This window comes from Pseudomonas sp. CFSAN084952 (assembly GCF_009648855.1).
Taxonomy (GTDB): Bacteria; Pseudomonadota; Gammaproteobacteria; order Pseudomonadales; family Pseudomonadaceae; genus Aquipseudomonas; species Aquipseudomonas paracarnis.
The window spans coordinates 1,446,527-1,472,132 of record NZ_CP045767.1 but is presented as its reverse complement, the minus strand read 5'-3'; the positions used below and the strand labels follow the sequence as shown (position 1 = coordinate 1,472,132).

Here is a 25,606-nt window from a genome sequence, read left to right as displayed (position 1 = left end):
TGAAGGTTGAAGGCGGTGCTACAGGCGGATTTCCACCTGGTACAGGCGTAACCAGCGGTCCAGGTTCAGCAGGTAGGCCAAGCCGGCCGTGGGGCTGCTGGAGGCCCGGGGACTGGGCAGCGGCTGCTCCAGTTCGAGCAACTCACCCACCCGGCGCGTATCCACCAGGTCGAACACCGGCGAGTCGCCGTCAATCAGCAACTGCCTGAGCTGGCTGCGCAACAACGCCAGGTAGCGCGGGTCGGGATTGGCCGGAAAGCCGCTTTTCCTGCGCTCGACAATCGCTTCGGGCAATTCACCGCGCACGGCGTTACGCAACAGGCTCTTGCCCTCCCCGGCCACGCTCTTGATCGACCAGGGCACATTCCATACATAGTCCACCAGGCGGTGATCGCAAAACGGCACCCGCACCTCCAGGCCCACCGCCATGCTGATGCGGTCCTTGCGGTCGAGCATCGCCGGCAACCAGCGCGTCAGCGCCAGGTACGTGACCTCGCGCTGTCGCCGCTCAACCGGGCTGTCTGCGGCCAGGTGCGGAACCTCCGCCAAAGCTTCCTGGTAACGCCTGGCCATGTACGCCTGCGGTGCAACTCGCTCGGCGACCTCGGGCCGCAGCAGTTCCCAAAGACCACTCTTGCCTGCCAGCCAAGGAAACCCGGAAAAGCCCAGGGCCTGCTGGTCGTGAAAAAACGGATAACCGCCGAACACCTCGTCCGCCGACTCCCCCGAGAGCGCCACCGTGGTGTGCTCGCGCACCTGTTGGAACAGCAGGTACAGCGAGCTGTCCAGCTCTCCCCAACCCGGCAGGTCCCGGGCACGCAGTACCGCGTCTTCCTGCTCCAGCACCTGTTCGGGTGCGACCGCCAAGGTGTTATGCGGCGTACCCAGCGCTGCGGATGCCAACTGCGCGAAAGGTTCGTCCCAACTGCTTTGCCACGGGGTTGGGGTAAAGCCTTCACCACCGCCGGTAAAGTCCACCGAAAAGGTCGGCAACGAGCGCCCTTCACGCCCCAGCGCCTGAGCGGCATAGGCGCTGATGGCGCTGGAATCCAGGCCGCCGGAAAGCAGGCTGCCCAGGGGTACATCCGCCACCAATTGTTCCTCGACCACCTGGCGCAACAAGCTGGCAACCTGCCGGGCAGTGTCGGCCGGGCTGTCACTGTGAGGCTCGGCCGTCAGCGACCAATAGACAAGGTCCTGTCGCCCGTTGGCATCGAACCTCAAGGCATGGCCAGGCTTGAGCTGATAAAAACCCTGGTAGATCCCGTGGCCAGGCGTGGGCGCGGTACTCAGCGCAAACAGCTCGGCAACCCCACTGGCATCGAGCACCGGGCGTACCTGGGGATGGGCAAGGATGGCCTTGGGCTCGGAGCCGAACAGCACGCCGGTGCCGGTGGCAACGTAATACAGCGGCTTGACACCAAAACGGTCGCGTACCAGCCACAGGCTTTGGTCCCGTTCATCCCACAGGGCAAAGGCGAAAATCCCGGTCAACCGGGCGAACGCGTGCTCGCCCCATTGCAGGTAGGCACGCAGCACAACTTAAGTGTCCGAACGGGTGGTGAAGGCCTGCCCCAGCGCCTGCAGTTCTTCGCGCAAGGCAAGGTAGTTGTAGACTTCTCCACTGTAGGTCAGCACCACTTCGTTGCTGGCGTCGGCCATGGGTTGGGCGCCATGGGCCAGGTCAATGATCGACAGGCGCCGATGCCCCAGCAGCGCGTGGGGCGCTACCCATATCCCTTCGGCGTCCGGGCCCCGCAGCGCCAGGGCGCGCGTCATGTTTTCGATCACCTCGCGCTGGGGGCGCAGGTCTTGGGTCCAATCGGTCCATCCGGCAATTCCGCACATGAATAATGCCCTTGCAGTGCCCGATATTCCCCACGTAGCCCAAGCTCGGTGCGCGTGGAAGATCTGCCAGGAGTCGGTGATAGTGGCTGGCTAAACAGCGATGGCCAGTTGGCGCAGAGGGATCTGTTGCCCGAGGCGACGGCTCCATTCACGCCAGAAACTGCGGTTTTGTTCTTCATCGGTGTGGCGCTGGGTGCCTGGCCCCATGCCCCGGGAAAAATCGCTGTAGCCCAGGGCACTGTGGGCATAGGCCCGCTGGCAGGACTCAAGGATTTCCACATCATCCGGGGTGCCGAAGCCGCCCGGGCCAATAAAGGAGATCAGGCCGTTGATCCGCGCTGCCCGCTCCTCTCGGCTCTCGTTGCTGAACCCCGCGCCCCATACGGTGACATTGACCTGGGTAGCGGAGACGGGGAAAAAGGTGCGGATGTTCAGGCCCAGGATGTCGTTGATCACCAGGTTGGGAAAGATGAACAGGCTCTTGTTGGTGTGGGCGATGGTCTGCGCCCGCGCCAGTCCGAAGCGCTGTACCAAGTGCTCGAATTTGTCGGCAATCGGCGTTTTCAGTGCCTCGGGAAACAACGGGCTCCAATAGGCAATCGGCCGGCCCGTGGAGGGTGGCCCGCTCATGATCAAGCCGTGCCCGTTGCCCAGGGACAAACCTTCGCCGGTACGCTTGTGGGACGCCGGATCAGTGCCCAGGGTGTTGAGGTATTCGAGGTAACGCTTGTGGGCGAACGGCAGGTGGTAGGCATCAACACCGTTCTCGGCGAGCAACTTCCAGTTGCCTTGAATGGCATGGTCAAACGCACCGGGAATTATTTCCAGGGAGGATTCGGACTGGTCGAGGATCAGGTCGATGTAGTCGGCAGCCTGCCCGAGGTAGTCCTCCAGGTTGTTCTGCGTGCGGGCAAAGTGAATGAACACAAAACCCTTGTAGACGGAGTGCTTGATGCGGGTCAGCGACAGGTCGAGGTTGCATTGGCCGTGATGCTCGTAGGCTGCCTTGTCTGGCTGGCCAATCAGCGCCCCAGCCGTGTCGTAGGTCCAGCCGTGGTAGGGACAGCTAAAGCGCTGGGTATTGCCCTGAGGCTCGGAGCACACCCGCGCGCCCCGGTGCGAACAGGCATTGAGGAACACCGCAAGTTCACCGGTGCCCTGACGCTGGAAGATCAGGTTGCGCCCGCCCACGTCACGGGTAAGGAAGTCCCCGGCCGCCGGCACCTCGCTGAGGTGGGCCAGATACAACCAACTCTTGTCGAAGACCGATTCGAGTTCTTGCTGGTAAACGTGGGGGGAAACGTAAGCCTGTCGATTGACTTTGAAATAACTAAGATTATCGGTCTCTATAAATCCATTCACGTCACGCCCTCCCTTGCTGTTTCGATAAAACTTATAAAAACCTAACACAACAAAACCGGGGTAACTATAACAATTGACCATTAGCTCATAACTGAAAACCATAGGCATAAGCACAAAAAAATAAATCTAAGGCGACAGTAAAAAAAGCCAGGAGCTATTGCACTTATAAAGGGATCCTTTGCACTTAGCAAAAACTAAAGCCGTCACTGACCATTCACTAGTTCCCCACAGATAACGACAATGCAAAATTGCATTATCCAGGAAATAAATAGTGTTTTCGGTTACGCAACGATATGAGCGTTTGTCTAGATTTTCCTTCGCGCACCGAGCTCAAGCCATTAGTTCGCTAACTGCTTGGATCGGCGAATGCACGCGCTGGGTATTTGTCCTAACGACTGCCAAGCCGCGACTTGCATGAACAAATTCACACCGGCAGCAACCGCACGGAAGCCTATTTCATCGCGTAAGGCATTCAGACCTCCCGTAGCGGACCACCCTTCTATTAGAGGCCACCTCTATGAACGAAGCTAGTAGAGTGACTCAAACTGAAAAGCTGTTCTACAGGCCCATCGAAGCCGCAATACGTTGGAGTAATTTAACTGCTCATGAGTCCGTGATCCTCGAGTTCGCATGGGGCCATCCCGATCGCTTAAGCAATGAGTTTCCGCAGTGGCCGTGCCTTCACGCGAACTTCTGGAAGATTCTGGATGCCATTCGAAATCGTGAGATTCCGTACGGAGCCTTGGGTATTACGATCACTCCAGGCACACCTGTCGACTTCAGGCTCCTGACCATCCGACATTCAGATTTAAAGCGCTGGATGTCTATGTACCACCCTGATCAACGACCATCTTTTCTTTTCGGCCCACCGCTAATCAGTCAGGAAACAATCCACAACCACACGTACTTGATCTTACAAGCCGATCGAGATGCCCTACAGGTACAGCTAAAAGCTAGCGACGCGAAACTCCAAACTTTGACTGATGAGTTGAAAGCTGCAGGACTGGAGCGCGAACAGCTTCGCGAGCTCGCCGAAAACAAACTTCAACTTAGTGAAGACAGCAAGGAAACTTTACTTAACATTATCGGCGCGCTGGTCGAAACCATCTTAGGTTCTACCAGCACCGGTAGACGGCACTCCGTTTTCGACAGCCAAGCGTCTCTCGTCGACTCAATTACCGCGCACTACGGCGGCGTAAAGGGTCTGAGCAAACGCACACTAGACGGAAAGTTTGCGGCCGGCAGACGCAACCTTGCAAAGGCTAAAAAGTGAGGTTTGCACTGCAATCACTCCAATTGCACTGCAATGACTACTCCCGCTTTCTACTATTGAATCCAGGTCACTTTTCACCCGATGCCATACGGCGCTAGGAGTGACCAACATGCTTAATCAATCTTTCTCTACGGCTGATGCACCTAATCCTCAGGTCGAGCGCCATATCATGCGCCGTGAAGAGGTGGAGCGAAAAACCGGCTTTAAGCGAGCTCACATCTACAACCTGATGAAGGAAGGTAAATTCCCTCAGGCTAAACGCATTGGGTTGCGTGCAGTGGGCTGGGACTCGCTGGAGATAGAACGGTGGATGGTTGAACGCTTAGGCCAGCAGGCCTGATGACATGCGTGTCGTATCAGTGGTGTCCACCAAAGGTGGAGTAGGCAAAACCACAGTAGCGGCCAATCTCGGCGGACTGCTGGCGGATGCGGGCTTACGCGTCCTGCTGCTCGATCTAGATAGCCAACCGACCCTCTCCAGCTATTACGCCTTGAACCACGAGGCCATCGCCGGTGCGTACGAACTCATTGCGCTCAACCAGACAGATCCTGCGCAGATAATTTCCACGACGGAGGTCATCGGTCTCGACCTGATCCTCTCCAACGACGACCAAGGCCGACTGAGCACTTTGCTCCTGCACGCCCCTGACGGGCGATTACGGCTGCGCAATTTTCTCGACCATTTCCGTCCCCGTTACGACCTGTTTTTGATCGACACCCAAGGCGCACGTAGCTTGCTTCTGGAGATGGCCATCCTGGCCTCCGATCTCGCCCTTTCTCCCATCACACCGGAAATGCTCGCCGCCCGGGAACTGCGCCGTGGCACCCTAAAGCTACTGAGTGAGCTCGAACCGTTTCGCCATTTAGGCATCGATCCGCTGCCCTTACGGGTCTTACTGAACCAGGTGAACGTCAATCGAGTGGACACCCGGAAGATTATCCGAGGTCTGCGCGAGACTTTCGCCGAAGCTAACAATATCTCGGTGCTAGAAACCGTAATCCCGGACCGAGTGGCATACCTCAATGCCACCTCCCTAGGCTTACCGGTCCACCGAATAGATACGCGCCCGTCGAGTAACCGCCGACGCTCGAAGTCTGCGCTAGAAATCATGCAAGCGCTGGCCATCGAGTTATTCCCGGAGTGGCGCGAAGCGATCTCATCTGTAATGAGGTGTGCGGAGCCTCGATAAAACAAATCGCACAATCAGCATTTCACCGATTTTTTTGTTTGCTTGACCTTGGAGCCAACAGGGCTTGGTAAGGAGCTTTCTAGTGTTGGATCAGTTTCCTATCGTTGTTCAGCCTTCCATTCGACCACACGACTCTGCTTGCGAGGAGTACTGCACCGTGGTTTTTCGTTTGCAAGGAAGGCGCTCGGCCGTGGTGTGGTTCCTCGCAGAACTCTCCCAACATTTCGAAGGTTCAGGGACTGCCGAAATCGTGAAATTCGAGGTCGGTGACCATTTGCGCACCCGGCGTTAACTGAGGTTGCTCCAATGAAGAAGCTCACTCAGGAGGAAATCACCGAAAAACTGCACCAAGACCACTTCCCTCGCGGTCCAGAAATGGAGCGGCTGTCCGATCCACTCACTGATACGCCTATACTGGTCACTCTGGAGCAGTTACGGCCCTACGAACACAACCCGCGGTTCATCCGTAACCCGCTTTTTGACGATATCAAAGCCTCTATCCGTGAGCGCGGGCTGGACCAACCGCCGCCGATTACCCGCCGCCCGGGTGAAACCCACTTCATCATCCGCAACGGCGGCAATACACGCTTGGCGATTCTCGGCGAGCTGTGGCAGGAAACCCGCGACGAACGCTTCTTTCGCATCCATTGCCTGTTCCGACCCTGGACCGATGAAATCAGCGCCCTACTCGGCCATCTGGCTGAAAGCGATCTGCACGGCCAACTCACCTTCATCGAGCGTGCTCTGGCAGTGACCAAACTCAAGGCCATGCTCGAATCAGATGGAGCACCACTCTCGCAACGTGAGCTGGCACGACGTCTTGCCGCTGGAGGCTATCCGATTTCGCAGTCGCACATCAGCCGGATGCTCGACACCCTCGAACACCTACTACCCGCTATTCCACAAACCCTGTACGCCGGGTTGGGCAAACCCAAAATAGAACGCCTGATCGGTCTGCGTAGCCAGGCGGAGCGAACCTGGAATCGTTATCCAACCGACGCCATCGCTTTTCCCGAGCTTTGGCTCGACACCTTAGGGCAATTTGATGCCGACCCAGAGTCCTTCGACCTTGAGCAAATCCAGGATGAACTGCTCGAACGCATGAGTCGCTTACTCGGACAGTCCTACCGGATGTTGGCCCTGGAGCTGGGCGATACCCAACGGGTTATCCAGACGCCCGGCGTAGTCATCACGCCCCCGCAGAACAACCTTCTGCCGAGCGTCGATGAGCCCGTGGCCCAGCCTCCCCCCTCCGAGCCGCATCCCAAATCAGCTGAAACCTGGACGCAGGCCCAAACAGAGCGAGAGGAACAGCTCACGCTGCCCGTAACGAATGTCGTATCAGCAGTGAGCCCTCCGTCACGTGTCCAGCAGATCCGCGAACAGATTGATCACGCCATTGCATCCGAACCAGCAAAGACCGTCGCAACCTGTCCAATCGACGACATCTGGATTATCGCACCAACACTGGATACCCCCGAACAACTTCGCTTAGCCATTGCCGGCCTGGCTCGGGAAATGGCGGCCTATGCCGGACATACCGAGAGCATCATCGACCAAAAAAATGGGCTGGGCTTTGCCCTGAACATCGAGCAACTTAATCTTGCAGCGCCTCGTGCGGCCGGCGTTCACCTATTGCTCTTGGCCCTGCTGCGTGCCCAAGACGAAGTGAACTGGGAGGATCGCAAGCAATTGCCCTCAGCTCTGTTCGGGCAGCTGCTATTGGGGGTTTATCAACTCCCGCTGGCAGATCGTCCCGCCGTGGACGTAGGGCTGGAGCGACTGCCCGACGGTCTGCTAATCAAACTGTATCGCCTCATTCGCTTAGCCCGGCGCCTGATCGACTTAACACTTACCCATGAAGACGATTCACCAAGGGAACTGCCATGAACCTGTCCTTCAATGTGCTCAACCAGGCCATGCTGACCCAGGTCCTTCACGAGGTACGCCTGGGTAATCTGCAACGCTGCAAAGCACTCGGACTGAGTGAAGAGGACATCTACCTGTTGCAATCATTACCGCCGACCACACTGTCACGCCTGGCCCATGCCACCGTCCCCTGGGTTGAGATCAAGATTGATTCGCCGGTATTGCATCGGTTGATCGACCAGGCCGAACGTGACGAACAGAACGAGCGCCTGATCAACCGAGCGCTCAAGCTCGGTGCCAGCAGTACCATCATGTACCAGTACTTCGGTTTGGCGCATTCGGAAACCGCCCTGCGCCGACGTCTGCTCAAGATAGAAACCCGTAAGGGCCGCCCCCAGAGCTTGAGCGAAGCACAGGAACATGCGCTCTGGCAGCGTTGGTGCCAACTACGCGCTGAGGACGGTGCTGAGGATCAGCTCGACGCCATGATGATGTTGGCAGAAGAGCAACAGATCAGCTTGACCATCGTTTGGCAGCAGATCGACCATTACAGCAACGGAACATGAACACTGCCCCGTCCGGTCGCTGGCAACGTGTCCTGCAGCAATGCACCCAGCAGCTGAGTGAACGCTGGCCCGCACGCCCTACCACTGAACATCCTTCCAACCAGGCCATGCAGGCGGGCTTTTTGTTCAGTGGCCAATCTCACGAAGTCGTGCCGCGTCGCTTGCTGCTGGATAGTCGGCTAACGCCATTGGAACGAAATGCCTGGCAAGTATTTAGACTCATGCTGCAAGGTCAGGGCGTGGTCACACCGCGCTATGAAGATCTGCAGCCTTATCTGTCAAGTGTGCCCTACGGCGCGTCAGCCTCCCGTGAAACCATCGCTCGCGTCTTGACGATGCTCAGGCTGACTCGCTGGCTCAGTTTGGTAAGTCGTGGCCGCGATCAGCTCAGCGGGCGCCTTCAAGGTTCTCTGTATGTCCTGCACGATGAGCCGTTAACTCCCGCCGAAGCCATGGAGCTGGATCAGGATTATCTGGAGCTGGTCGGACATGCCCTCTCTCACGCGACCAAGGCGGTGCGAATTGTCGCTCGGCATGTTTTGGAAGAAATTCGTCAGGACACCGATATCGATTTGGATCGACTCCCCACCCGGCTCGACAGTTGGGGCGACCACTGGACAAAACAAGGATTGGATAAGGCGCCCGATGAAGCGCTGCACGATTCCGAACTGGGTGGCGACCACCTCGTTCGGAATCGTGCGGGACGCGGTTCGGATTCCGAACCGGGTCTGAACGCCCATGTTTCCGGCACCGTTCGGAATCCGAATGCCGCCTGTACTGTATTAAAAGAAAGTATTTGTACGGTACCGCGCGCGACCCCGGCGGTAGATAACCTGCACTGGCCTGATCCGCTGCACCTGAGTCCGAGCGAGCGGCAAGCCGTCACCGTAACGCTGAACAAGCTTAAACCAGCGGATCGACAGGCGGTGCTCAACGAAGCGGGGGCGCGATGTGCGGCCGGCGGTATCCGTAAACCCGCGGCGTATCTGATGGGCCTGATCCAGCGGGCGCTGAAAGGCGATTTCCACCCTTGGGCAGGTCAGGCTGAATCGTTACCCATGACAGAGCCGCCACCCGCTCCCCCGCGCCAACTTAGGAAAAAGGGCGAACCCGCCTCTGCCCTCGCCCAAGCGTGCCTGGATGAACTACGCCAGCTGCGTAGCAAACGCCCTGGACGTCAGTAGATTTGATGCCACTGGCATCACTGTCGAGCGTCTCGAAAATCAACCGTCTCGAACCAAATCGAACAGACAGCATTCAGCTTTTCGGCTGTCCCTGACCTTCGTCTGTCGCAACGTTCCCGTCCAAGCCTATGCGAGGACGACACCGTGGCCGATCACTATCAGCTCAACCTGGGCTCATTGCGCAGCAGCATTACCCTGACACTGCACACCCACCACGCCGCCCGGATCTGGCAAGGTCGGACCGCACGTGAAGGCGTGCACTCGATCATGGGTATGGCCGGCTACATCAGCGTCACCAACCTGATCAAACAGGCCGCAGCGCAGGACGACCCCTATGCCGATTGGGCGATCGTGCAGCTCGAAGAAAAATTGATGCAGGCCAAGGATGGGATGCTGGAACTGACCCAGCAGTTGGACCGGATCAGACAGGAGCTGCCGACGCAGATCGACATGAGCGATAACCTCAACATCCACCCCGTCACCTTGCCCTTGTACATCGGCAGCCAACTGGGGTTTCTCGCCGTCTACCTGCTGACTGACTACGACACGCTGGTGCGTCATACCCTGTTGGCCCATCACACCGCCTTGATCGGTCGCCGAGACATGGAAGCCTGGATCGACGACGGCGCCCATCTGCTGCGCAGCCTGTTTGGCCAGGCGCAGCGCTATCGACTTGCAGGTGTCACACGCGATGACATAGCCACAAACAATGCTCGCGGTCTGGCAGCCATAGAGAAGTTTGGATTGCCCCCCACGGACATTCTTGAGGGGCATCGCCGCTCCCAGTTCGCGCCACCCATCATACGTCGGGGTGCTGTGGCAGTGGATGGCGCTGAAGCGTTGGCGGAGAACGCGATAGAGCCATCTGCGACAGTCGATGAGCCGGAGGACGAAGCATGAGTCCCATGATACCGGCTCAACCAATACCCCTCGAAACACTCACACCGGATGCCTATCGACAGCTCGAACACGCTGCCTCCCTAAAAGGCCTTTTAAAACCTTTTAAGGGTAAGGGGGAGCTGGACTACCTGGCGCAGGTGGCGAGGGAAACCGAGGCGCAGTTACGTCGTCTGATGGAGTCTGTGGCGCAGCAGGCCGGACAACCGCCTTACTCGCTGCTGGATATTCGATTGGTGCTGCAGAACACCAGTGCGCGCAGCACCTTTTTGCGATGGCGCACCCGAGACTTCGCCCGTATGGGCGTTGCGGTCTGGGAACGCCAGGTCTCCAACGAGGCCTTGCCCCAAGCCGTACACGAGGGATTGCACCGTTTCGAATGCGAGCGCATTGCACTGAACTTGCAGATGAGCGTGGTGCATTCGCTATACCGTCAGGCTTTAACCTGCGCAACCAAAATGGCCAGCGCCGAACGGCTGCTGCGCCAGTCCATACCAGCAGCGGAGATACCACGATGAGTACTTTTTTCGTCGGCGAAGGCAATATCGGCAGTGCGCCAGAGTTCCAGGAATTCCCGTCAGGCAATGACGAGCCACGGCGTTTGCTGCGCCTGAATGTGTACTTCGACAACCCCGTGCCACGCGATGGCAGCTACGAAGATCGAGGCGGCTATTGGGCGCCGGTCGAGCTCTGGCACCGCGAGGCTGAACACTGGAGCACGCTGTACCAGAAAGGCATGCGCGTGTTGGTAGAGGGCCGCACCGTGCGCGATGAGTGGGAGGACAGTGAAGATAACGCGCGGGTCACCTTCAAGATCGAGGCCCGTCGTGTCGGCATCCTGCCTCATCGCGTGCAGAACGTGGTCATGCGGGAGCGCTCAAGTGAATCAGCCTCGTCTGCGGCTCCCGTCGGGCAGGCTACAGACCAGGCCAGCTCGCCTGCGTCGAAGTCCAAAAAGCGCAGAGGGCAGCCACCATCGGCATGACTGACTTGAGGCATAAATATTGCGCCTTTGCGCGAAGTTCCTGGACTGTCATTACTCGCTGCTCGTGAAACACTGTCGTCCACGTGACTACAAGGTAGTAGCCTCATCCCCAATCAAGACTGCCCTCACCGACTAATATGAGGAACCTGCCATTCAGGTTTCTCATAGCTTGCCATTGCTGTTTCCAACAACGCTGCTCCGAACTCAATACGGAGCAGGTCTATGCGTCTCTTTCTCTGCGAGAAACCTTCCCAAGGTCGTGACATTGCCAAGGTCCTCGGGGCCACACGGCGTGGCGATGGCTGCCTGATCGGCACCGAGACAACCGTCACCTGGTGCATCGGGCATTTAGTGGAGGCAGCACCGCCTGAAACCTATGGCAAGCAATTCAAAAGCTGGTCGCTGGATCACCTACCGATCCTCCCTACGCAATGGAGGGTTGAAGTCAAACCCAAGACTGCAACTCAGTTCAACGTCATCAAGCAGTTGCTCAGTGAAGCCTCCACCGTCGTCATCGCGACCGACGCCGATCGCGAAGGTGAAATGATTGCCCGCGAGTTACTAGAGCTCTGCAACTATCGTGGTTCTGTTGAGCGCCTCTGGTTATCCGCACTCAACGAGGCGTCGATTCGCAAAGCACTGTCCTCACTGAAGTCTGACCAAGAAACCCTTTTGCTCTACCACTCCGCCCTCGCCCGCAGCCGCGCCGATTGGCTCATTGGTATGAACCTCAGTCGTCTGTTTACCCTCCTAGGACGGCGGGCGGGCTATGACGGCGTGCTGTCGGTTGGACGCGTCCAAACACCCACTTTGCGCTTGGTGGTTGAACGAGACCGCGCGATTGCCAGCTTCGTCTCTGTGCCGTACTGGGTTGTGGATGTGCACCTGACTTCAATGGGACAACCCTTCATTGCGTCGTGGATACCGCCCAGCTCAGGACGTGACGAAGCCGGTCGCTGCCTGCAGCAGGCGCTTGCCAGTCAGACCGTCCAAGCCATTTCTAGCAGCAAGACCGCCACCGTAGTCTCGCTGCAGACTGAGCATTTGCGCGAAGCGCCACCCCTGCCTTTCGACCTGAGCACACTGCAAGAAGTCTGTTCACGCAAGTTGGGACTCGGCGCTCAGGAAACGCTGAACATCGCTCAAGCCTTGTATGAAACCCACAAGGCCACCAGCTATCCGCGCAGCGATTGCCGCTATTTGCCAGAGAACATGTTCAACGAGGTCGCCGCAGTATTCGATGCCCTGCTCAGAATGGATCCCGCGTTACGCCCAGCGCTCGGAAGCATCGATCGACCATTGCGCTCACGAGCATGGAACGATGCCAAGATAACCGCGCACCACGCCATCATCCCCACCACCGAGCCGGCGAACCTTGGGCGGATGTCAGAACAAGAGCGCCAAGTCTACAAACTGATTCGTAGCCACTACCTTGTGCAATTACTGCCGCATCACGAATTTGATCGAACCGAGGTCGAACTGAAGTGCGGCGAAAAACGGTTAACCGCTGTTGGCAAACAGATCCTGGTTCAAGGCTGGAAAGGCTTACTCTCCGACAATGCCGAAGACGATGAACCCAGTCAAAAGTCCCAAGTATTGCCCGTCCTACAACAGGGTACACAGTGCGCAGTGGACGACGTCGGGCTCAAGTCCATGCGCACCACTGCGCCCAAACCGCTCACCGAGGGCGATCTGATCAAGGCGATGAAAAACGTCGCCAAGCTGGTCAACGACCCGCGCCTTAAACAGAAACTTCGGGATACCACCGGTATCGGCACGGAAGCCACGCGAGCCGGCATCATCAAGAGCTTGATTGATCGCGGTTACTTGCTGAAGAAAAAACGTGCCTTAATGGCCTCCGCAGCGGCCCATACGCTGATCGAAGCGGTACCCGCTGCAGTCGCGGATCCGGGTATGACAGCAATCTGGGAGCAAGCTCTGGATGAAATCGAAGCGGGACGTCTGACCTTGGATGCATTCGTTGCCAAGCAGGCGCAATGGATTAAGCAGCTGATCGCAAATTGCGGTGCGCTTACCTTGGCGGTTGCGGCCGAAGCCGGGCCTGCCTGCCCGATTTGCAACGCCTCAATGCTTAGGCGGAAGGGAAAATCAGGACCGTTCTGGTCATGTTCCCATTACCCGGACTGCAAAGGCACTGTGCCGATCAGCAAAGGGCCGCGTCGGCCATGACGCACCGTTGGTGATCACATGAATCTTCGGGAGGCTGCTGTACGGGTCAGTGCATCATCAACGGCAGTTGATCCTTCTCCAAGTCGCTTAGCGGTCGTCCGATTTCACGGGCCAAGGCGATGCCTGTCGCTATCCATATCTGCCCCAGCTCGTTGAACGCTTTCAGGTGAGCAAGATCTTCGTTGAGCCAATGAACAAGGCTGTCGAAGTGTGCGGGGTTACCAGGGCAATCATGGATCTTGATGAACAGCTCCAGTGTTCGATCCCAGATCAAGTCCATGTCGTTCTCGCGCTGCTCATCCATGCTCAGCCTTTCCTCCGTTTGGTCCTATCAGACCGCTCAGTCTCACTGGTCACTACGGTCTCTGATTCCTGAAGGAACACATGTCACGTCGCGACAAACAGCTATTTCAGTCAATATAACAACCCTTTAAGTCGATACTCAACCGTTAAGGATGTTCATGTCAATGGGTCTTTGCTCAACCATTCGGGTTGAATTGGAGAACTCATCACTTGGCACATAAACATCCAACCCAAGCCCAAATCGGACGCATGATCGCGAAGCACCGCACCCAGCGTAATCTGACCCAGGAAGAGGTGTCTGAGCGCTTGGGGATCGGTAGCGAAGCCATTTCGCGCCTTGAGCGGGGTGTGGTGGAGCTTTCCGTGGTCAAGCTGATGCAATTGGCGGACATCTTCGACTGCCGGATGGATGAACTGCTGACGGAGTCGAGCACTCGCCCCAACGACCAGGGCCAGATGATCGCGGGCCTGCTGAGCGGCCTTCAAGAACGCGACCGTGCCTTTATCCTGACGACCGTCGAACAGCTGGCCGCTCATCTCAGTAGCAAATAACCTCTCAGCACACTGGCTTGACGTCGTCACATCCGCTCTGCTGTAGTGCCTCAGGATCATCGCTGCGGCGACCCAAGACCGATTCGCTCCGGGTAGCTCGGTCGGACTCCCTGAGTTCGGAGCCTTCTCTTCTGCGGAATTTCATTCCCGCTTTGTGCTCGACCGGATCAATGTGGCGGATGACCACTGTTGCCTCTGCCAGGCATCAGCGGTCATCCGCTACGGCGATCGCATTCAATCCCGGAGCCCGCCGGGGAAACACTGGGCACCCTTTGTGCGCGGATGCGTGCCAGCATGTTCCGACCCAAGCCACGACAAGGGTCGGTTGGCGAATCACGGCGTAGTTAAAACAAGTTTTGCGAGGAGCTTGTCGACTGCGTAAGTTCGCTAAAGGTGGTTTTTTTCTCTTCCTCGCCTGGCACCCCGCCAGGCCCACTCTTCACTTGTTTCGTCCAGTGACTGCCACTGAATTCCGGCCATAAAAAATCGGGTTGCAGCGCCTTGACGCTCCCCTTTGACAGGCTTATATAAAGGGCGTGGTTCGCTGTCGTTGACAGCCCAGCCCAGGTAGCTTGAACCTTCAAGGCTACGCCACGCTCGTGGTGGTTTACCCAAGTGCGATCAGCATTCGGAGGCTCGCACGATCACCGCGTCAGCGGTGATGAATGCCCACTACCCCAGATCCGCAGACCACTACTGCGGATCCTCTTCTGCTGCATCGCTATTCCCCAGGCGCACCGTTCTGTTCGTCATCGGCTTGCCGGTGACGAGTCGTTCATCGCTCGCCTTCACCTTACCCACCCTGACGGGGCTCACTTCCCCCTCAGGGGGCTGTGCGTCGCCGTTTTCCCTTGAAACAGGAGAACCACCATGGCCCACACCAACCAATCCCAAGAAGCGACCACTTACTTCAATCTGCACACCGTCGGTATCGGCTACCTCAACCGTGTTCGTGAAGTACAAGTCCGCCGCGGCCAGCCGTTCATGGCCTGCGATATCGCAGCCCTGCACGGTGCCACCGATGCAGTCGAGTACACCCGCTTCGACTGCAAAGTCGCTGGAGGCGAAGCTGAACGCTTGATTCGTCTCTATATGGACGCCGTCAAAGCCGAAAAAAAGGTCTTGCTGTCGTTCCGTATCGGCGACCTGTGGATTGACCCATTTCTCTTTGAGAAAGGCGATAAACAAGGCCAGCCGGGCGCCAGCCTGAAAGGTCGTCTGCTGTACATCGACTGGATCAAGGTCAACGGCATGTCCGAATACAAAGCGCCTGCCAGGCAGGAGGCAACAGCACCTGCTGAGCAAGCGCCAAACAGTGAGCCATCCCCAACGTCGACTGATGCCGAAGCTGAGGATACCGACACCCCAACAGAATCCAGGATTGAGCCTGAATCTCCACCCACTCCCCGCACGGCACGCCGTGTTGCCACACGCACTGTTCAGTCCGCCTGAACGATTCATGACGTTTACATCAAGGCGCTCAATCGAGCGCCTTTTCTTCAGTCAGCACAGGAGAACCGATATGGAATCCTTCTGGCTTTGCGACGATTGCCTGTTCGCTGCGGCTTACGAGGACTACAGCACGTTATCGCTCTACTACACGACAGATGAGATCGCGAAACGCATTGTCGACCTCCATCTTGGGCTGGTTCGGCTAATGCCCATCAGTGCCGACTTCGATCCCGAAACTTGCCGCGGAATAAGAACCTTCTCCCCATTGCCCTGCGATGGTTGTGATTCACACCTGCACGGACAACGCCACCGATTCACTCGGCTGTAAACAGCGCGTCATAGGGCAATGCCCGTGACTCTATATCCACCTCGGGGAAACCACTACCCTCGGGTGTGTACCCCCGGATTGTTCCCTTCGGAGGTACCTCATGAACACCCAGCTCATCCTGATTGAAGCCTCGGATGTCGAGGCAGATCGTATCGCCCAGGAAAACCAGCTGATCGACGAAGCGCTGCACATTTTGGATCGTCGGCTGTTCACCCGCGGCCCCAGCCTGACGTCACCTGACGCCGTGGCTTCATATCTAAAACTGCATGTTGCCCCCCAAGAACATGAGGTTTTCGGTGTGATTTTTCTCGATGCCCGCCATCGCGCTCTGGCATTCGAAATCCTTTTTCACGGAAGCATCGATGGCGCCAGTGTCCACCCGCGCCAAGTCGTCAAGCGCTCCCTAGCACATAACGCAGCAGCCGCCATTTTTGTTCATAACCATCCCTCGGGATGTACGGAACCCAGCCAGGCAGATCGCGTCTTGACCGCACGGTTGAAGGAGGCCTTGGCGTTGATCGAGGTTCACGTACTGGATCACTTCATCGTGGGTGAAGGTCGCCCACTTTCTCTTGCCGAATACGGTTGGCTTTAACCCTTACAGGCGCCTTCGGGCGCCTTGTTCATTTTCATCTTGGAGGATAGTCATGAACACCACTACCCAAGCCCCAGCGATGCTGGGGGCCTCAAACCCATTTGTTCGCGGCTATGACAATCTATCTATCGAACGGCTGCTGCTGATCACCTACGCGAACGACTGCCTTCCCTGCTTTCGATCAATACACGGCTCACAAGCTCATCTACCCGACGATGCGCTGGAACTGTTCCCCTGCCTTTTCAACGATGATTTCGCCTTGATCAGCGAAGGCCAATTCATTCCGGATGAGTTGGATGAACGCTGTCCGTCCACCGGGCTGGTACGCCAAGTGGTCTATTCCGTGATTGGCGAGATGCTCAACGAGCGACATCACGTCGGTGACTTGTACTCTCTGGAAGAAGCCCAAGCCATGGTCCATCGCTTGAACTTCGAAACGGGACACTACAGTCGAGCCTGGGAAATCAGTACCGCACACCTCACTGAAGATGCATTGCGCTACTTGGAACACCGAGCTGGCAGTTTCAACACTGGACCAACCGGTCTGCTGTTTGAACCCTTCGCCCTGAGAGACTGCAATGGCTTCGGATGTAAGCTGATCGGCACGCCCTGGACTGACGATAATTTGGTTAAGATCGAGGGCAATCCTTACTCGTCGTTGAGGCAAGAACAGCTCGACGCCGGTACGCCGGAGGCTTTGGTCAACGTACTGTATCTGGCGGCATTGGCGGATGTGAGGTTGTTGATTTTCGACCCCGACGCTGCCGTCTTGGATGGACTCGCCATTTATGACGAAATAGCAACGCGTTCAACTTAAATACGACCCGCCTTGAATCAACTTACTCACTGAATCGCTCCTTCACCTCATGTCAGGTTCTGCACTGAATCTGACATGAGGTTTTTTCCATGGAGCGTTTTTTCACGCCTGTCTGCCTGCTGGGTTTATTGAACGCCTGCACGGCGCAAATCCCTAATACATTGCCGATCCATCCGGAGGTCGACATTGGCTCCAATCGGGTACAGCGCTCGAAGGACACAGTTGATGAAAGTCCTCGGGCAGAACTTCGCTATGGCCGCTATACGCTGGTCGACACCGCGCCCACGACAGAGCAACGTGATCTTCTCGCTCAAATCATTGACGTGAGCATTCCCTCCAACCTGAATCCTTCGGTACAGGAAGCGATGCACTACGTGCTGCAGCGCTCGGGTTATTCGCTCTGCCCCGCCGCAGAACCAGTAAATATTCTGTTTGCCCGGCCTCTGCCCGCCGCCCATTACCGGCTCGGCCCGATCTCGTTGCGCAGCGCGCTACAAGTGCTGGCGGGCCCCGCCTGGCAACTCACAACCGTTGAAGTCAGTCGTTCGGTCTGCTTTGAACAGCAGAACAATGATGCAGGCATGGTACGGGTCACACCAACCTCGTCCCATCAGTCGGAGGTACGCCCTTGAAAGCCTCGACTTTTCAAACCCTTATTGTTGGCTCACTTTGCCTGGCGGTCTCGGGGCTGAGTGGGGGGTTGTATAACCAGTATCAACGCGTGACCGAGCTACAAAACGCGAACGTCCAGCGCCTCCAGACGCTGGACGCCCTGCAACGTGATTCGAGCGCTATCAAGGATGCACAGGAGAAGCTGCAGTACGCACTGAAAGATCTCAAGCAGATGGCCGATACCGGCGAGCATCAGGCCAATACCCTCGATCCGATGTTGGATCAATGGGCGCAAGAGATACAGGAGCTACGCGACGGTCTGGCAGATCGTGCCACCGAAGCCGACATGGTCGCGCTACGCGCAAGACTTGAGCACGTCGAGCAGCAACTCCTGGAGTTCAAGATCCAGCCATCACTCCCACCACCGACGCCCTCCTCGGCCAAGCCGAAAAAAGCCGCTCGCCCCAAGCCTGCCCCGCTCTCCCCGCCATTCACAGTGCTGGGTGTCGAGTCTCGCGGTGGCGAGCGCTTTCTGGCGGTTGCTCCCCCTGAAAGTCGCTCGCTCAAGGATATCCGGTTGCTGCACAACGGCGAGCAACTCGGCACATGGCGGCTGAAAGTGCTGGAGCCGAACGCGGCCATCTTCGCTGTGGCCGCTCAGCCAGACCAGACCGTGCAACTCCCTTGAGACGCGATCATGAACAGAGCGCTACTGCCCGCCGTCGTTTGTCTCGTTTCACTGCTTAGCACGGGCGCTGCGATGAGCAACCCTGTCACGGCACCGTCACAGAACCGGGACACACAGTCTATTCCCTTGGGGCGCTCGCACTCTGAACAAGCTGCAAGCTGGGGTCTCACGGAGCAGGAGTGGACACGCTTCGAAAAAATTCAAGCCGGCCCGCGCGGTTTCTGGAGCCCGAACCTCGACCCATTGACCGCGCTTGGGGTAGAGGCAGACACCGACCAAGAGCGCCAGCGTTATGCCGAATTGCAGGTAGCACTGGAAGCCAAACGCGCCGAGCGCGAGTTGGCCTACCAAAACGCTTACGACGCGGCCTGGGCCAAGATGCTTCCTGGGTTGCTGCCGATCCAGGGCATGGCATCTTCGCCCAATAGCACCTCAGCGGCCGCGCCGCGCCTGGCTCTATTTGTGGAGGACCACTGCCCAGCGTGCACCGCCGAAGGGCAGCGTCTACAAAGCAGCGACACGGCGTTTGATATCTATCTGGTGGGCAGCCGAGGCGAGGATGAACACGTCCGTCGCTGGGCGACGCAAGCAGGCATTGATCCGACCAAGGTTCAACGTCGGCAGATCACCCTGAACCATGATCGCGGTCGCTGGTTCAGCCTGGGTGCCCCGGGGCCGTTGCCCGCTACGTTCCAACAGGTGAGTGGACAATGGCAACGCCTCAACTGAGTGCTATTGCGCTCCTGCTGACAATGCTCGCCGTCCAGGCTGACGAACTTCCGCCGCCTGCCTACCAACTAGCGGCGCATGACGCCGGCATCCCTTCAACGGTGCTGTTCGCGATTGCGCTGCAGGAGAGTGGTATCCGCGCCCGTGGTCGACTGCTGCCCTGGCCTTGGACCCTGAACATCGCCGGAACACCCTTCCGCTTCGCAACTCGCCAGGCCGCCTGTCACGCCTTGCTTCAGGCGCTTGCTCGGTATGACGCCAAGCGGGTCGATGCCGGGCTTGGGCAAATCAACCTGGGTTATCACGGACAGCATTTTTCCAGTCCCTGCGAAGCCCTCGAACCCTACCGCAATCTGGCCGTAACCGCCGCGCTGCTGCAAGAGCATCACGCCGTCACCGGTGATTGGGTGTCAGCTGCTGGCCGATATCACCGCCCGGCAGGAGGAACGCCGGCCGCGCGTTACCGCGCCGGCTTTTCCCGACAACTCGAACGATTGCAGGTTTCCTCTAAAGAGGGCACACCACCATGAAGGGAATTCCCAGTGCGTATTACTTCGCCGTACTCTTGGCTGCGCTCGCCCAGCCGGCAATGTCATTTGCAGAACATCAGCCTGGCGGCTTAACAGGCCCCCAGTTTGAAGCTGTCAGGCCGCCAATAAACAACAAGACCCAGCCTGCTCGGGCCAGACATACAGACCTATCTGCATTTGCCAATGAGAACTGGATACTTCCCGTGCGCAGCTCTCACTTGAGCCCAGGACAGATCACAACTCGCGCCCTGAACATGCCGGACTTGCAGCCATTTTTCCTGGTCGGTGAGGACCCCCAATCACTGGCTTGGTTGCGTCAACGCGCAGCTGAATTGCAGGATATGGGCGCGGCGGGTCTCGCCGTCGAAGTGGCCGATACTGAAGCCCTGGCCCGGATTCGAGCAGCCGCTCCGGGCATCACCATCCTGCCCGTCAACGGCAACGACATTGCCACCCGCCTGCAGATTGAGCATTACCCCGTATTGATCACTGCCACCTCACTGGAACAGTGAGTTCACGTCATGGCCGAACATGTGATGGAGTCCAAGCTCCGACCCGCAGTGGAGCTGTACACCGTAGCGATCTGCATCGCCGCTGCGGTGCTGTGCGTTTACTCGCCCTGGGCCGTGGCGCTGTCACCCGACATAGGATTGGTTGCCGCGCTGGCTTATGCCCTGTTCGGCCTGATCCGCCTGCGACAAGCCTGGGAGGTGTTGCGCTATCGGCGCAATATCCGCCGACTGCCCCGCTACGAGCTGACCAGCCGGCAGATTCCGGTGAGCCGCAAACGTCTGTTCATGGGCCGCGGCTTTCGCTGGATCCGCTTGCACACCCAGCGCTTGGTCGAGGCCCAGGATCCGGCCGTCGCTCACTACGTCGACCAACCGACCCATTACCGCCTGGCACGTGGACTCGAACGTCGCCTGGAACATGCACCGTTTCCGCTCTCGACACTGGCCCGTGTCACGGCCTGGGACAGCGCCTTTAATCCGTTACGTCCTTTGCCCCCGATCGGTGGCTCGCCGCTGTTGCATGGGGTCGAGCCCGACGAAACGGAAGTCAGTCTGCCGCTGGGCGAACGAGTCGGACATATCCTCGTGCTGGGCACGACCCGTGTTGGCAAGACGCGGCTCGCAGAGGTGTACATCACCCAAGACATCCATCGAGTTGAACACGAGGTGGTGATCGTCTTCGATCCGAAGGGCGATGCCGATTTGCTCAAACGCATGTACGTCGAAGCCAAACGTGCAGGTCGAGAAAAGGAGTTCTATGTTTTCCATCTAGGCTGGCCGGAGATCTCCGCCCGCTACAACGCCGTGGGTCGTTTCGGGCGCATCTCGGAAGTGGCGTCGCGCATCGCTGGACAGCTCAGTGGCGAAGGTAACTCGGCGGCGTTTCGCGAATTCGCCTGGCGTTTCGTCAACATCATCGCCCGCGCCCTGATCGAGTTGGGCCGACGTCCGGACTATCTGCAAATCCAACGGCATGTGGTCAACATCGACGCATTGTTCATCGAATATGCCCAGCATTTTTTCGCCAAGACCGACCCAAAAGCGTGGGAAGTGATTGTCCAGCTTGAAGGCAGGCTGACCGAGAAGAACATTCCCCGACATATGGTCGGGCGCGAAAAGCGCGTGGTGGCCATCGAACAATACCTCGCAGCGAAACGAGTATTTGATCCGGTGCTGGACGGATTGCGCTCTGCGGTGCGCTACGACCGTACTTACTTCGACAAAATCGTTGCCTCGCTACTACCGCTGCTGGAGAAACTCACCACCGGCAAGACCGCCCAGCTACTGGCTCCCAACTACACCGAATTAGATGACCGGCGGCCGATCTTCGACTGGATGCAGATCATCCGAAAACGCGGCATCGTTTACGTCGGCCTGGATGCACTGACCGACGCCGAGGTGGCCGCCGCCGTGGGCAACTCCATGTTCGCCGACTTGGTCTCAGTCGCAGGCCACATCTACAAACATGGCATTGACCACGGCCTGCCTGCATCGAGCAGCAGCAGTGAAAAGCTGGCGATCAACCTGCATGCCGATGAGTTCAACGAGTTGATGGGCGATGAGTTCATTCCGCTAATCAACAAGGGCGGTGGCGCCGGCATCCAGGTGACGGCTTACACCCAGACACTCAGTGATATCGAAGCACGCATCGGCAACCGCGCCAAAGCTGGCCAGGTGATTGGCAACTTCAATACCCTGCAAATCCTCCGGGTGCGCGAAACTGCTACGGCTGAATTACTAACCCAGCAGTTGCCCAAGGTTAACGTGCTCAGCAAGACCCTGGTGTCGGGTGCCACCGACACCTCCGATCCCGAGGCCAACACGGACTTCACGTCGTCCTCACAGGACCGTGTCAGCAGCACCAGCGTACCGCTGATCGAGCCCGCTCATATCGTCAGTTTACCGAAGGGGCAAATGTTCTCCTTCCAGGCCGGTGGGCAGCTCTGGAAAGTCCGCATGCCGCTGCCAAAGCCATCCAATGACGATGCCATGCCAAAGGACCTGCTCGAGCTCACCCAGCGGATGCGGGCCACCTACAACGAGCAAGCGGGGCAATGGTGGAGCGCAAGCGGTGGAGGCCCAACTACAAACTTCGATCTGGATCAGGTGGGGTAGCCCGGCCCGCCACAGGTTTCCATTCAAAAGCACGTATTCGGCAGGCGCCGTGGCGGCATCAACTCAACGGTGTGCAATGGAGTAAACGATGGCGACTTCCGTACAGAACACGCCGCCACAACCGATCCAGCGCCGGGGATTGATCGTCTCGGTGATTGGCTTGTTTTTTCGCATTATCGGTTTGCTGTTCGCCTCGTTGCTGTTTTCGGTCCTCATCGAGTTCGCCGGTTTGCTGCTGTTTTGGGGCGATCAGGGTTGGCGGCACAGCCAAGCCATGTTGGCGACCGAACTGGGCTGGCTGAGTGAGCACTTCAAGTTTTCTCTCATCCTCCAACAACCTGGACAAACGATTGTCCAGTGGCTGGCTTTCCTCAATCAATGGTTATTGGTCAAGACTGGCTTTGCGGATTTCGCCCAGCAGGCGCGAGTGTCGAGTCAGGGCAACGGCTTCTGGAGTTGGACCAATCAGCTATACGTGAGCAATGAGGATTTCGTGCTGGCTGCAGTGTATGTGGCCTTTACATTCGTGGTGCGCCTGACCATTCTAGTCCTGGCTATGCCGCTCTTCGGGGTAGCGATGTTCACGGGTTTTGTCGATGGCTTGATGCGCCGCGACCTACGCAAATTTGGAGCTGGGCGAGAAAGCAGCTTTGTCTATCATAGGGCTAAGCGTGCGATGGCGCCGTTGCTGGTTGCACCTTGGATCGTTTATCTATCGCTGCCCTTTTCGCTCAACCCTCTCTTTATATTTATACCGAGCGCCGCGATGCTTGGGATAACAACGGCAGTCACCGCGACGACATTCAAGAAATATCTTTGAGTTTGGCCGTCAATACTTCCTCAAATCATTGGCTATGACTGGAGTGCGTACTCGCATTTTTGCAGGCTGTGGCGATTGCGCCTATGAAATCCTTCAATTTAGGCCAAATCATATCCGCACGTTTTTCATGCTCAGAAAACGGTTTTGAAAACATAAAATTAACCATATCTTTGATTTGGGTCTCCGTATCAGGGGTCCCGAATTCCACTCCCATGCTCTCGACATATGAATGTCGATGGCTCAGGACGTCAGCGAGCGTATCGTCCAGGGTTTGCCCTACCAAAACATAACCGGCTTTCTGCTGATACTGTCGGGAACCGTCACATACTTGCAACATATCAATATCTCCCAGGCCTAATAAAGCACCTTTCCTATTGAAATTATTGAGATCAGCTAAAACCTCCGCCATTGGGCCACTCCCGATCGGCAGTGCATCGGGGTTATGCTGTGACTGCTGGATTATTGCGCGCTCCACTCGACTAGTGAGCACAAACTTTACATACCAAGCATCAAAATATTTTAAAGGCAAGTCATCAGGTATTTCACGATACGCAATACCAAGAGGAATTTTCACACCAAAAGGCGCCTTTAAGTCTCTCCTCCAACTCATATCTTCTATTTTCTTAAAATATTGCGTAAGGAATATATCATCAGCATGTACCGCCGCAAGAACTTCCACCAGATCTTCAACGGACTTAAACCCGATCCATGCCATGCGCAGGCCTGTATCAGCAAAGAACAACTGAAGCTCTTCGAGTGCATTTAGTGCTTCAGCAGAGGTAATATTACCACGACGCCCCATATGTTCATAAAGGGCTGCCGGTGTCACAGCCAAGTGGGTCTCTCGATCGCTCCAGCCTGTTACGAATCTGGTAAACGCGGTATATGCTAATGCTTGCAAATCGCGATTCGGCTTAGAGACTCTATGTTTAAAGGACTGAATAATGCTGTTATCGAGGACCAAATACATTGGTCCTTCTAGCTCGTAACTGACAGCGTATTTTCTTGCGAACGTCTCAGTTGATATAAAAAACTGAAGAATTTCTGCGTCAGCGCGGCCATGTAGACGCTCCGCGACTTCAACTATAACTTTTTCCTTTACCCCTTCCACTACTACCATCCTTAACAACAACTTAATAAAATCGATCGCACCCAGCTCGAATAATCTGCTGACGTTCACTTTCCCTTCGGAGATCTTAATTCCAGATCAACGTAGGGACCACCACAATGTCCGTTTTTCCTATTCGTTTTCTCACGCTCGCTGTTATCGCATTTCACAGCACCAGTTTTGCGGCGAGCGGGCAGGAGCAGCAGCTCTTTTTACTCATCCGACAGCTCGATACCCTCGACACGTTGATACGAAGCGCGCCACGTTTCGAAGCACCAGAATCAAATGTACGTTATCGCTTTGACTATTCCCGGCTAACACAGGACATCCAACACATACGCCAAGGTGTGAAGGACTATCTGTCCCCTTCCCGCGCTCAACCTCGTGATCCTGGTGAGCTGATCGGTGACTACCGCCTCGACACCCCGCCTAGGGATCTGTCGCCATGAGCATGACTGACGCTCAGATCGCTGCGTTCCAAAACGCCTCCGGCTTTTCGGCGCAGAGCAGTTCGACGCTCTGGCTGTCCTTGGTTCTCGTCCTGGCTTTGCTGTGGTGTGCCTGGGTGATGTGGACGGCTTACCGGGGTTGGGCTGCCGGCAGCGTGCGCTTTGGCGCCTTCGGCGGCAGTGCCGCACGCGTCTTGCTCGCCCTACTCGTCCTGATGTTCTTCACCCTGTCCTAACACCGGAGATCGCCATTATGCTCAAGTGCCTTGCCCCTCTGAAAAACAACCTGCGTGATCGTACGAGCCAACGCTTGATCGGTCTGCTGCTGGTGCTCGGTCCAAGTTTGGCTTTTGCCGAACTCCCCACCATGGAAGCTCCTTCACGTGGTGAAGGTTCCGGGTTGATCGAAACGATCAAAAACTACGCCTACGACGGCGGCATCCTGCTCGGTCTGCTGATCGCCCTGCTCGCTTTCTTGGGGGTGGCCTGGCATTCGTTGACCGTGTACGCCGACGTGCAAAACCAGCGTAAGACCTGGAAGGATTTGGGGGCCGTGGTCGGCATCGGTGCCCTGCTGGTGGTGATCATCATCTGGTTCCTGACCAAGGCTGCCGCGATTTTGTGAGGTCAAC

At 57.2% G+C, this 25,606-nt stretch carries 29 protein-coding genes and 1 pseudogene; 26 read left to right on the top strand and 4 right to left on the bottom strand.

Translation table 11 applies throughout. From position 1 onward, the window contains the following. Positions 1 to 18 precede the first annotated feature (18 nt). Both asnB and GH769_RS06850 read right to left on the bottom strand, forming a co-directional pair. Positions 19 to 1,848 (bottom strand): annotated as a pseudogene (gene asnB, locus GH769_RS06855) (asparagine synthase (glutamine-hydrolyzing)). A gap of 90 nt (positions 1,849 to 1,938) precedes the next feature. Continuing rightward, positions 1,939 to 3,210 carry an aromatic ring-hydroxylating dioxygenase subunit alpha gene (locus GH769_RS06850; protein ID WP_153649543.1) on the bottom strand — a complete coding sequence of 424 codons (1,272 nt, stop codon included), beginning with the start codon at positions 3,208 to 3,210 and terminating at the stop codon, positions 1,939 to 1,941. A gap of 517 nt (positions 3,211 to 3,727) precedes the next feature. On the opposite strand from GH769_RS06850, the gene GH769_RS06845 reads away from it, so the two are divergent. The 11 genes from GH769_RS06845 (at position 3,728) to GH769_RS06795 (ending at position 13,364) form a co-directional block, all read left to right on the top strand. Then, positions 3,728 to 4,483, top strand: coding sequence for a hypothetical protein (locus GH769_RS06845; protein WP_153649542.1), 756 nt, complete (start codon positions 3,728 to 3,730; stop codon positions 4,481 to 4,483). Between the two features lie 109 nt (positions 4,484 to 4,592). After that, the gene (locus GH769_RS06840; protein ID WP_153649541.1) at positions 4,593 to 4,823 is read left to right on the top strand and encodes an AlpA family transcriptional regulator; all 231 of its coding nucleotides are present in this window, start codon (positions 4,593 to 4,595) and stop codon (positions 4,821 to 4,823) included. A gap of 4 nt (positions 4,824 to 4,827) precedes the next feature. Beyond that, positions 4,828 to 5,673, top strand: a complete 846-nt coding sequence (locus GH769_RS06835; RefSeq protein WP_153649540.1) for a ParA family protein — start codon at positions 4,828 to 4,830, stop codon at positions 5,671 to 5,673. A gap of 82 nt (positions 5,674 to 5,755) precedes the next feature. Continuing rightward, on the top strand, positions 5,756 to 5,965 hold the full coding sequence (locus GH769_RS29275; protein ID WP_153649539.1) for a hypothetical protein: 210 nt from the start codon (positions 5,756 to 5,758) through the stop codon (positions 5,963 to 5,965). Between the two features lie 14 nt (positions 5,966 to 5,979). Beyond that, positions 5,980 to 7,563 (top strand): ParB family protein, encoded by a 1,584-nt coding sequence (locus tag GH769_RS06825; protein ID WP_153649538.1) that lies wholly within the window; start codon positions 5,980 to 5,982, stop codon positions 7,561 to 7,563. Next, positions 7,560 to 8,108, top strand: coding sequence for a DUF2857 domain-containing protein (locus GH769_RS06820; RefSeq protein WP_153649537.1), 549 nt, complete (start codon positions 7,560 to 7,562; stop codon positions 8,106 to 8,108). The genes GH769_RS06825 and GH769_RS06820 overlap by 4 nt, the downstream gene beginning before the upstream one ends. Beyond that, entirely contained in the window at positions 8,105 to 9,292 is a 1,188-nt protein-coding gene (locus tag GH769_RS06815) for an STY4528 family pathogenicity island replication protein (RefSeq protein WP_153649536.1), read from the top strand. The genes GH769_RS06820 and GH769_RS06815 overlap by 4 nt, the downstream gene beginning before the upstream one ends. Before the next feature lie 144 nt (positions 9,293 to 9,436). Beyond that, a complete protein-coding gene (locus GH769_RS06810; RefSeq protein WP_153649535.1) occupies positions 9,437 to 10,192 on the top strand; it encodes a PFL_4669 family integrating conjugative element protein in 756 nt (251 codons plus the stop codon). After that, positions 10,189 to 10,707, top strand: coding sequence for a DUF3158 family protein (locus tag GH769_RS06805; protein ID WP_153649534.1), 519 nt, complete (start codon positions 10,189 to 10,191; stop codon positions 10,705 to 10,707). The genes GH769_RS06810 and GH769_RS06805 overlap by 4 nt, the downstream gene beginning before the upstream one ends. Next, complete coding sequence (locus GH769_RS06800; RefSeq protein WP_014338763.1) at positions 10,704 to 11,174, top strand: single-stranded DNA-binding protein; 471 nt, start codon at positions 10,704 to 10,706, stop codon at positions 11,172 to 11,174. The genes GH769_RS06805 and GH769_RS06800 overlap by 4 nt, the downstream gene beginning before the upstream one ends. A 222-nt stretch (positions 11,175 to 11,396) precedes the next feature. Then, complete coding sequence (locus tag GH769_RS06795; RefSeq protein WP_153649533.1) at positions 11,397 to 13,364, top strand: DNA topoisomerase III; 1,968 nt, start codon at positions 11,397 to 11,399, stop codon at positions 13,362 to 13,364. Positions 13,365 to 13,410: 46 nt separating this feature from the next. Here GH769_RS06795 and GH769_RS06790 read toward each other — a convergent pair whose 3' ends face one another. Further along, entirely contained in the window at positions 13,411 to 13,668 is a 258-nt protein-coding gene (locus GH769_RS06790) for a hypothetical protein (protein ID WP_153649532.1), read from the bottom strand. 209 nt (positions 13,669 to 13,877) lie between these two features. Between GH769_RS06790 and GH769_RS06785 the strand changes: the two genes are divergently transcribed. The 12 genes from GH769_RS06785 to GH769_RS06730 all read left to right on the top strand — a co-directional run bounded on the left by GH769_RS06785 (position 13,878) and on the right by GH769_RS06730 (position 23,417). Then, entirely contained in the window at positions 13,878 to 14,219 is a 342-nt protein-coding gene (locus tag GH769_RS06785; protein WP_153649531.1) for a helix-turn-helix domain-containing protein, read from the top strand. Between the two features lie 870 nt (positions 14,220 to 15,089). Further along, positions 15,090 to 15,671 carry an STY4534 family ICE replication protein gene (locus GH769_RS06780; RefSeq protein ID WP_153649530.1) on the top strand — a complete coding sequence of 194 codons (582 nt, stop codon included), beginning with the start codon at positions 15,090 to 15,092 and terminating at the stop codon, positions 15,669 to 15,671. 70 nt (positions 15,672 to 15,741) lie between these two features. Further along, positions 15,742 to 15,999 carry a hypothetical protein gene (locus tag GH769_RS06775; RefSeq protein WP_153649529.1) on the top strand — a complete coding sequence of 86 codons (258 nt, stop codon included), beginning with the start codon at positions 15,742 to 15,744 and terminating at the stop codon, positions 15,997 to 15,999. Positions 16,000 to 16,099: 100 nt separating this feature from the next. Next, positions 16,100 to 16,594 carry a JAB domain-containing protein gene (locus tag GH769_RS06770; protein ID WP_153649528.1) on the top strand — a complete coding sequence of 165 codons (495 nt, stop codon included), beginning with the start codon at positions 16,100 to 16,102 and terminating at the stop codon, positions 16,592 to 16,594. 52 nt (positions 16,595 to 16,646) lie between these two features. Continuing rightward, the gene (locus GH769_RS06765) at positions 16,647 to 17,411 is read left to right on the top strand and encodes an ABC transporter substrate-binding protein (protein ID WP_153649527.1); all 765 of its coding nucleotides are present in this window, start codon (positions 16,647 to 16,649) and stop codon (positions 17,409 to 17,411) included. An 89-nt stretch (positions 17,412 to 17,500) separates the two neighbouring features. Then, positions 17,501 to 18,043, top strand: a complete 543-nt coding sequence (locus tag GH769_RS06760; RefSeq protein WP_153649526.1) for a PilL N-terminal domain-containing protein — start codon at positions 17,501 to 17,503, stop codon at positions 18,041 to 18,043. Beyond that, entirely contained in the window at positions 18,040 to 18,711 is a 672-nt protein-coding gene (locus tag GH769_RS06755) for a chemotaxis protein (protein WP_153649525.1), read from the top strand. The genes GH769_RS06760 and GH769_RS06755 overlap by 4 nt, the downstream gene beginning before the upstream one ends. A gap of 9 nt (positions 18,712 to 18,720) precedes the next feature. Beyond that, positions 18,721 to 19,440 (top strand): TIGR03759 family integrating conjugative element protein, encoded by a 720-nt coding sequence (locus GH769_RS06750; protein ID WP_153649524.1) that lies wholly within the window; start codon positions 18,721 to 18,723, stop codon positions 19,438 to 19,440. After that, positions 19,422 to 19,970 (top strand): lytic transglycosylase, encoded by a 549-nt coding sequence (locus GH769_RS06745; RefSeq protein ID WP_153649523.1) that lies wholly within the window; start codon positions 19,422 to 19,424, stop codon positions 19,968 to 19,970. Before GH769_RS06750 ends, GH769_RS06745 begins: the two co-directional genes overlap by 19 nt. Next, the gene (locus GH769_RS06740; protein WP_153649522.1) at positions 19,967 to 20,482 is read left to right on the top strand and encodes an integrating conjugative element protein; all 516 of its coding nucleotides are present in this window, start codon (positions 19,967 to 19,969) and stop codon (positions 20,480 to 20,482) included. The genes GH769_RS06745 and GH769_RS06740 overlap by 4 nt, the downstream gene beginning before the upstream one ends. 9 nt (positions 20,483 to 20,491) lie before the next feature. Further along, positions 20,492 to 22,597, top strand: a complete 2,106-nt coding sequence (gene traD, locus GH769_RS06735) for a type IV conjugative transfer system coupling protein TraD (RefSeq protein WP_153649521.1) — start codon at positions 20,492 to 20,494, stop codon at positions 22,595 to 22,597. An 88-nt stretch (positions 22,598 to 22,685) separates the two neighbouring features. After that, on the top strand, positions 22,686 to 23,417 hold the full coding sequence (locus GH769_RS06730) for a TIGR03747 family integrating conjugative element membrane protein (protein ID WP_153649520.1): 732 nt from the start codon (positions 22,686 to 22,688) through the stop codon (positions 23,415 to 23,417). Positions 23,418 to 23,442: 25 nt separating this feature from the next. Here the strand turns inward: GH769_RS06730 and GH769_RS06725 are convergent, their stop codons facing one another. Further along, the gene (locus tag GH769_RS06725) at positions 23,443 to 24,597 is read right to left on the bottom strand and encodes a hypothetical protein (protein WP_153649519.1); all 1,155 of its coding nucleotides are present in this window, start codon (positions 24,595 to 24,597) and stop codon (positions 23,443 to 23,445) included. 47 nt (positions 24,598 to 24,644) lie between these two features. Here GH769_RS06725 and GH769_RS06720 point away from each other — a divergent pair, with 47 nt between their 5' ends. Genes GH769_RS06720 through GH769_RS06710 form a run of 3 tightly spaced genes read left to right on the top strand, consistent with a single transcriptional unit; the run spans position 24,645 to position 25,599 of the window. Continuing rightward, positions 24,645 to 24,974, top strand: coding sequence for an RAQPRD family integrative conjugative element protein (locus tag GH769_RS06720; protein ID WP_153649518.1), 330 nt, complete (start codon positions 24,645 to 24,647; stop codon positions 24,972 to 24,974). After that, positions 24,971 to 25,210 carry a TIGR03758 family integrating conjugative element protein gene (locus GH769_RS06715; RefSeq protein ID WP_153649517.1) on the top strand — a complete coding sequence of 80 codons (240 nt, stop codon included), beginning with the start codon at positions 24,971 to 24,973 and terminating at the stop codon, positions 25,208 to 25,210. The genes GH769_RS06720 and GH769_RS06715 overlap by 4 nt, the downstream gene beginning before the upstream one ends. Positions 25,211 to 25,227: 17 nt before the next feature. Next, a complete protein-coding gene (locus GH769_RS06710) occupies positions 25,228 to 25,599 on the top strand; it encodes a TIGR03745 family integrating conjugative element membrane protein (RefSeq protein ID WP_039011261.1) in 372 nt (123 codons plus the stop codon). Positions 25,600 to 25,606: the final 7 nt, after the last annotated feature.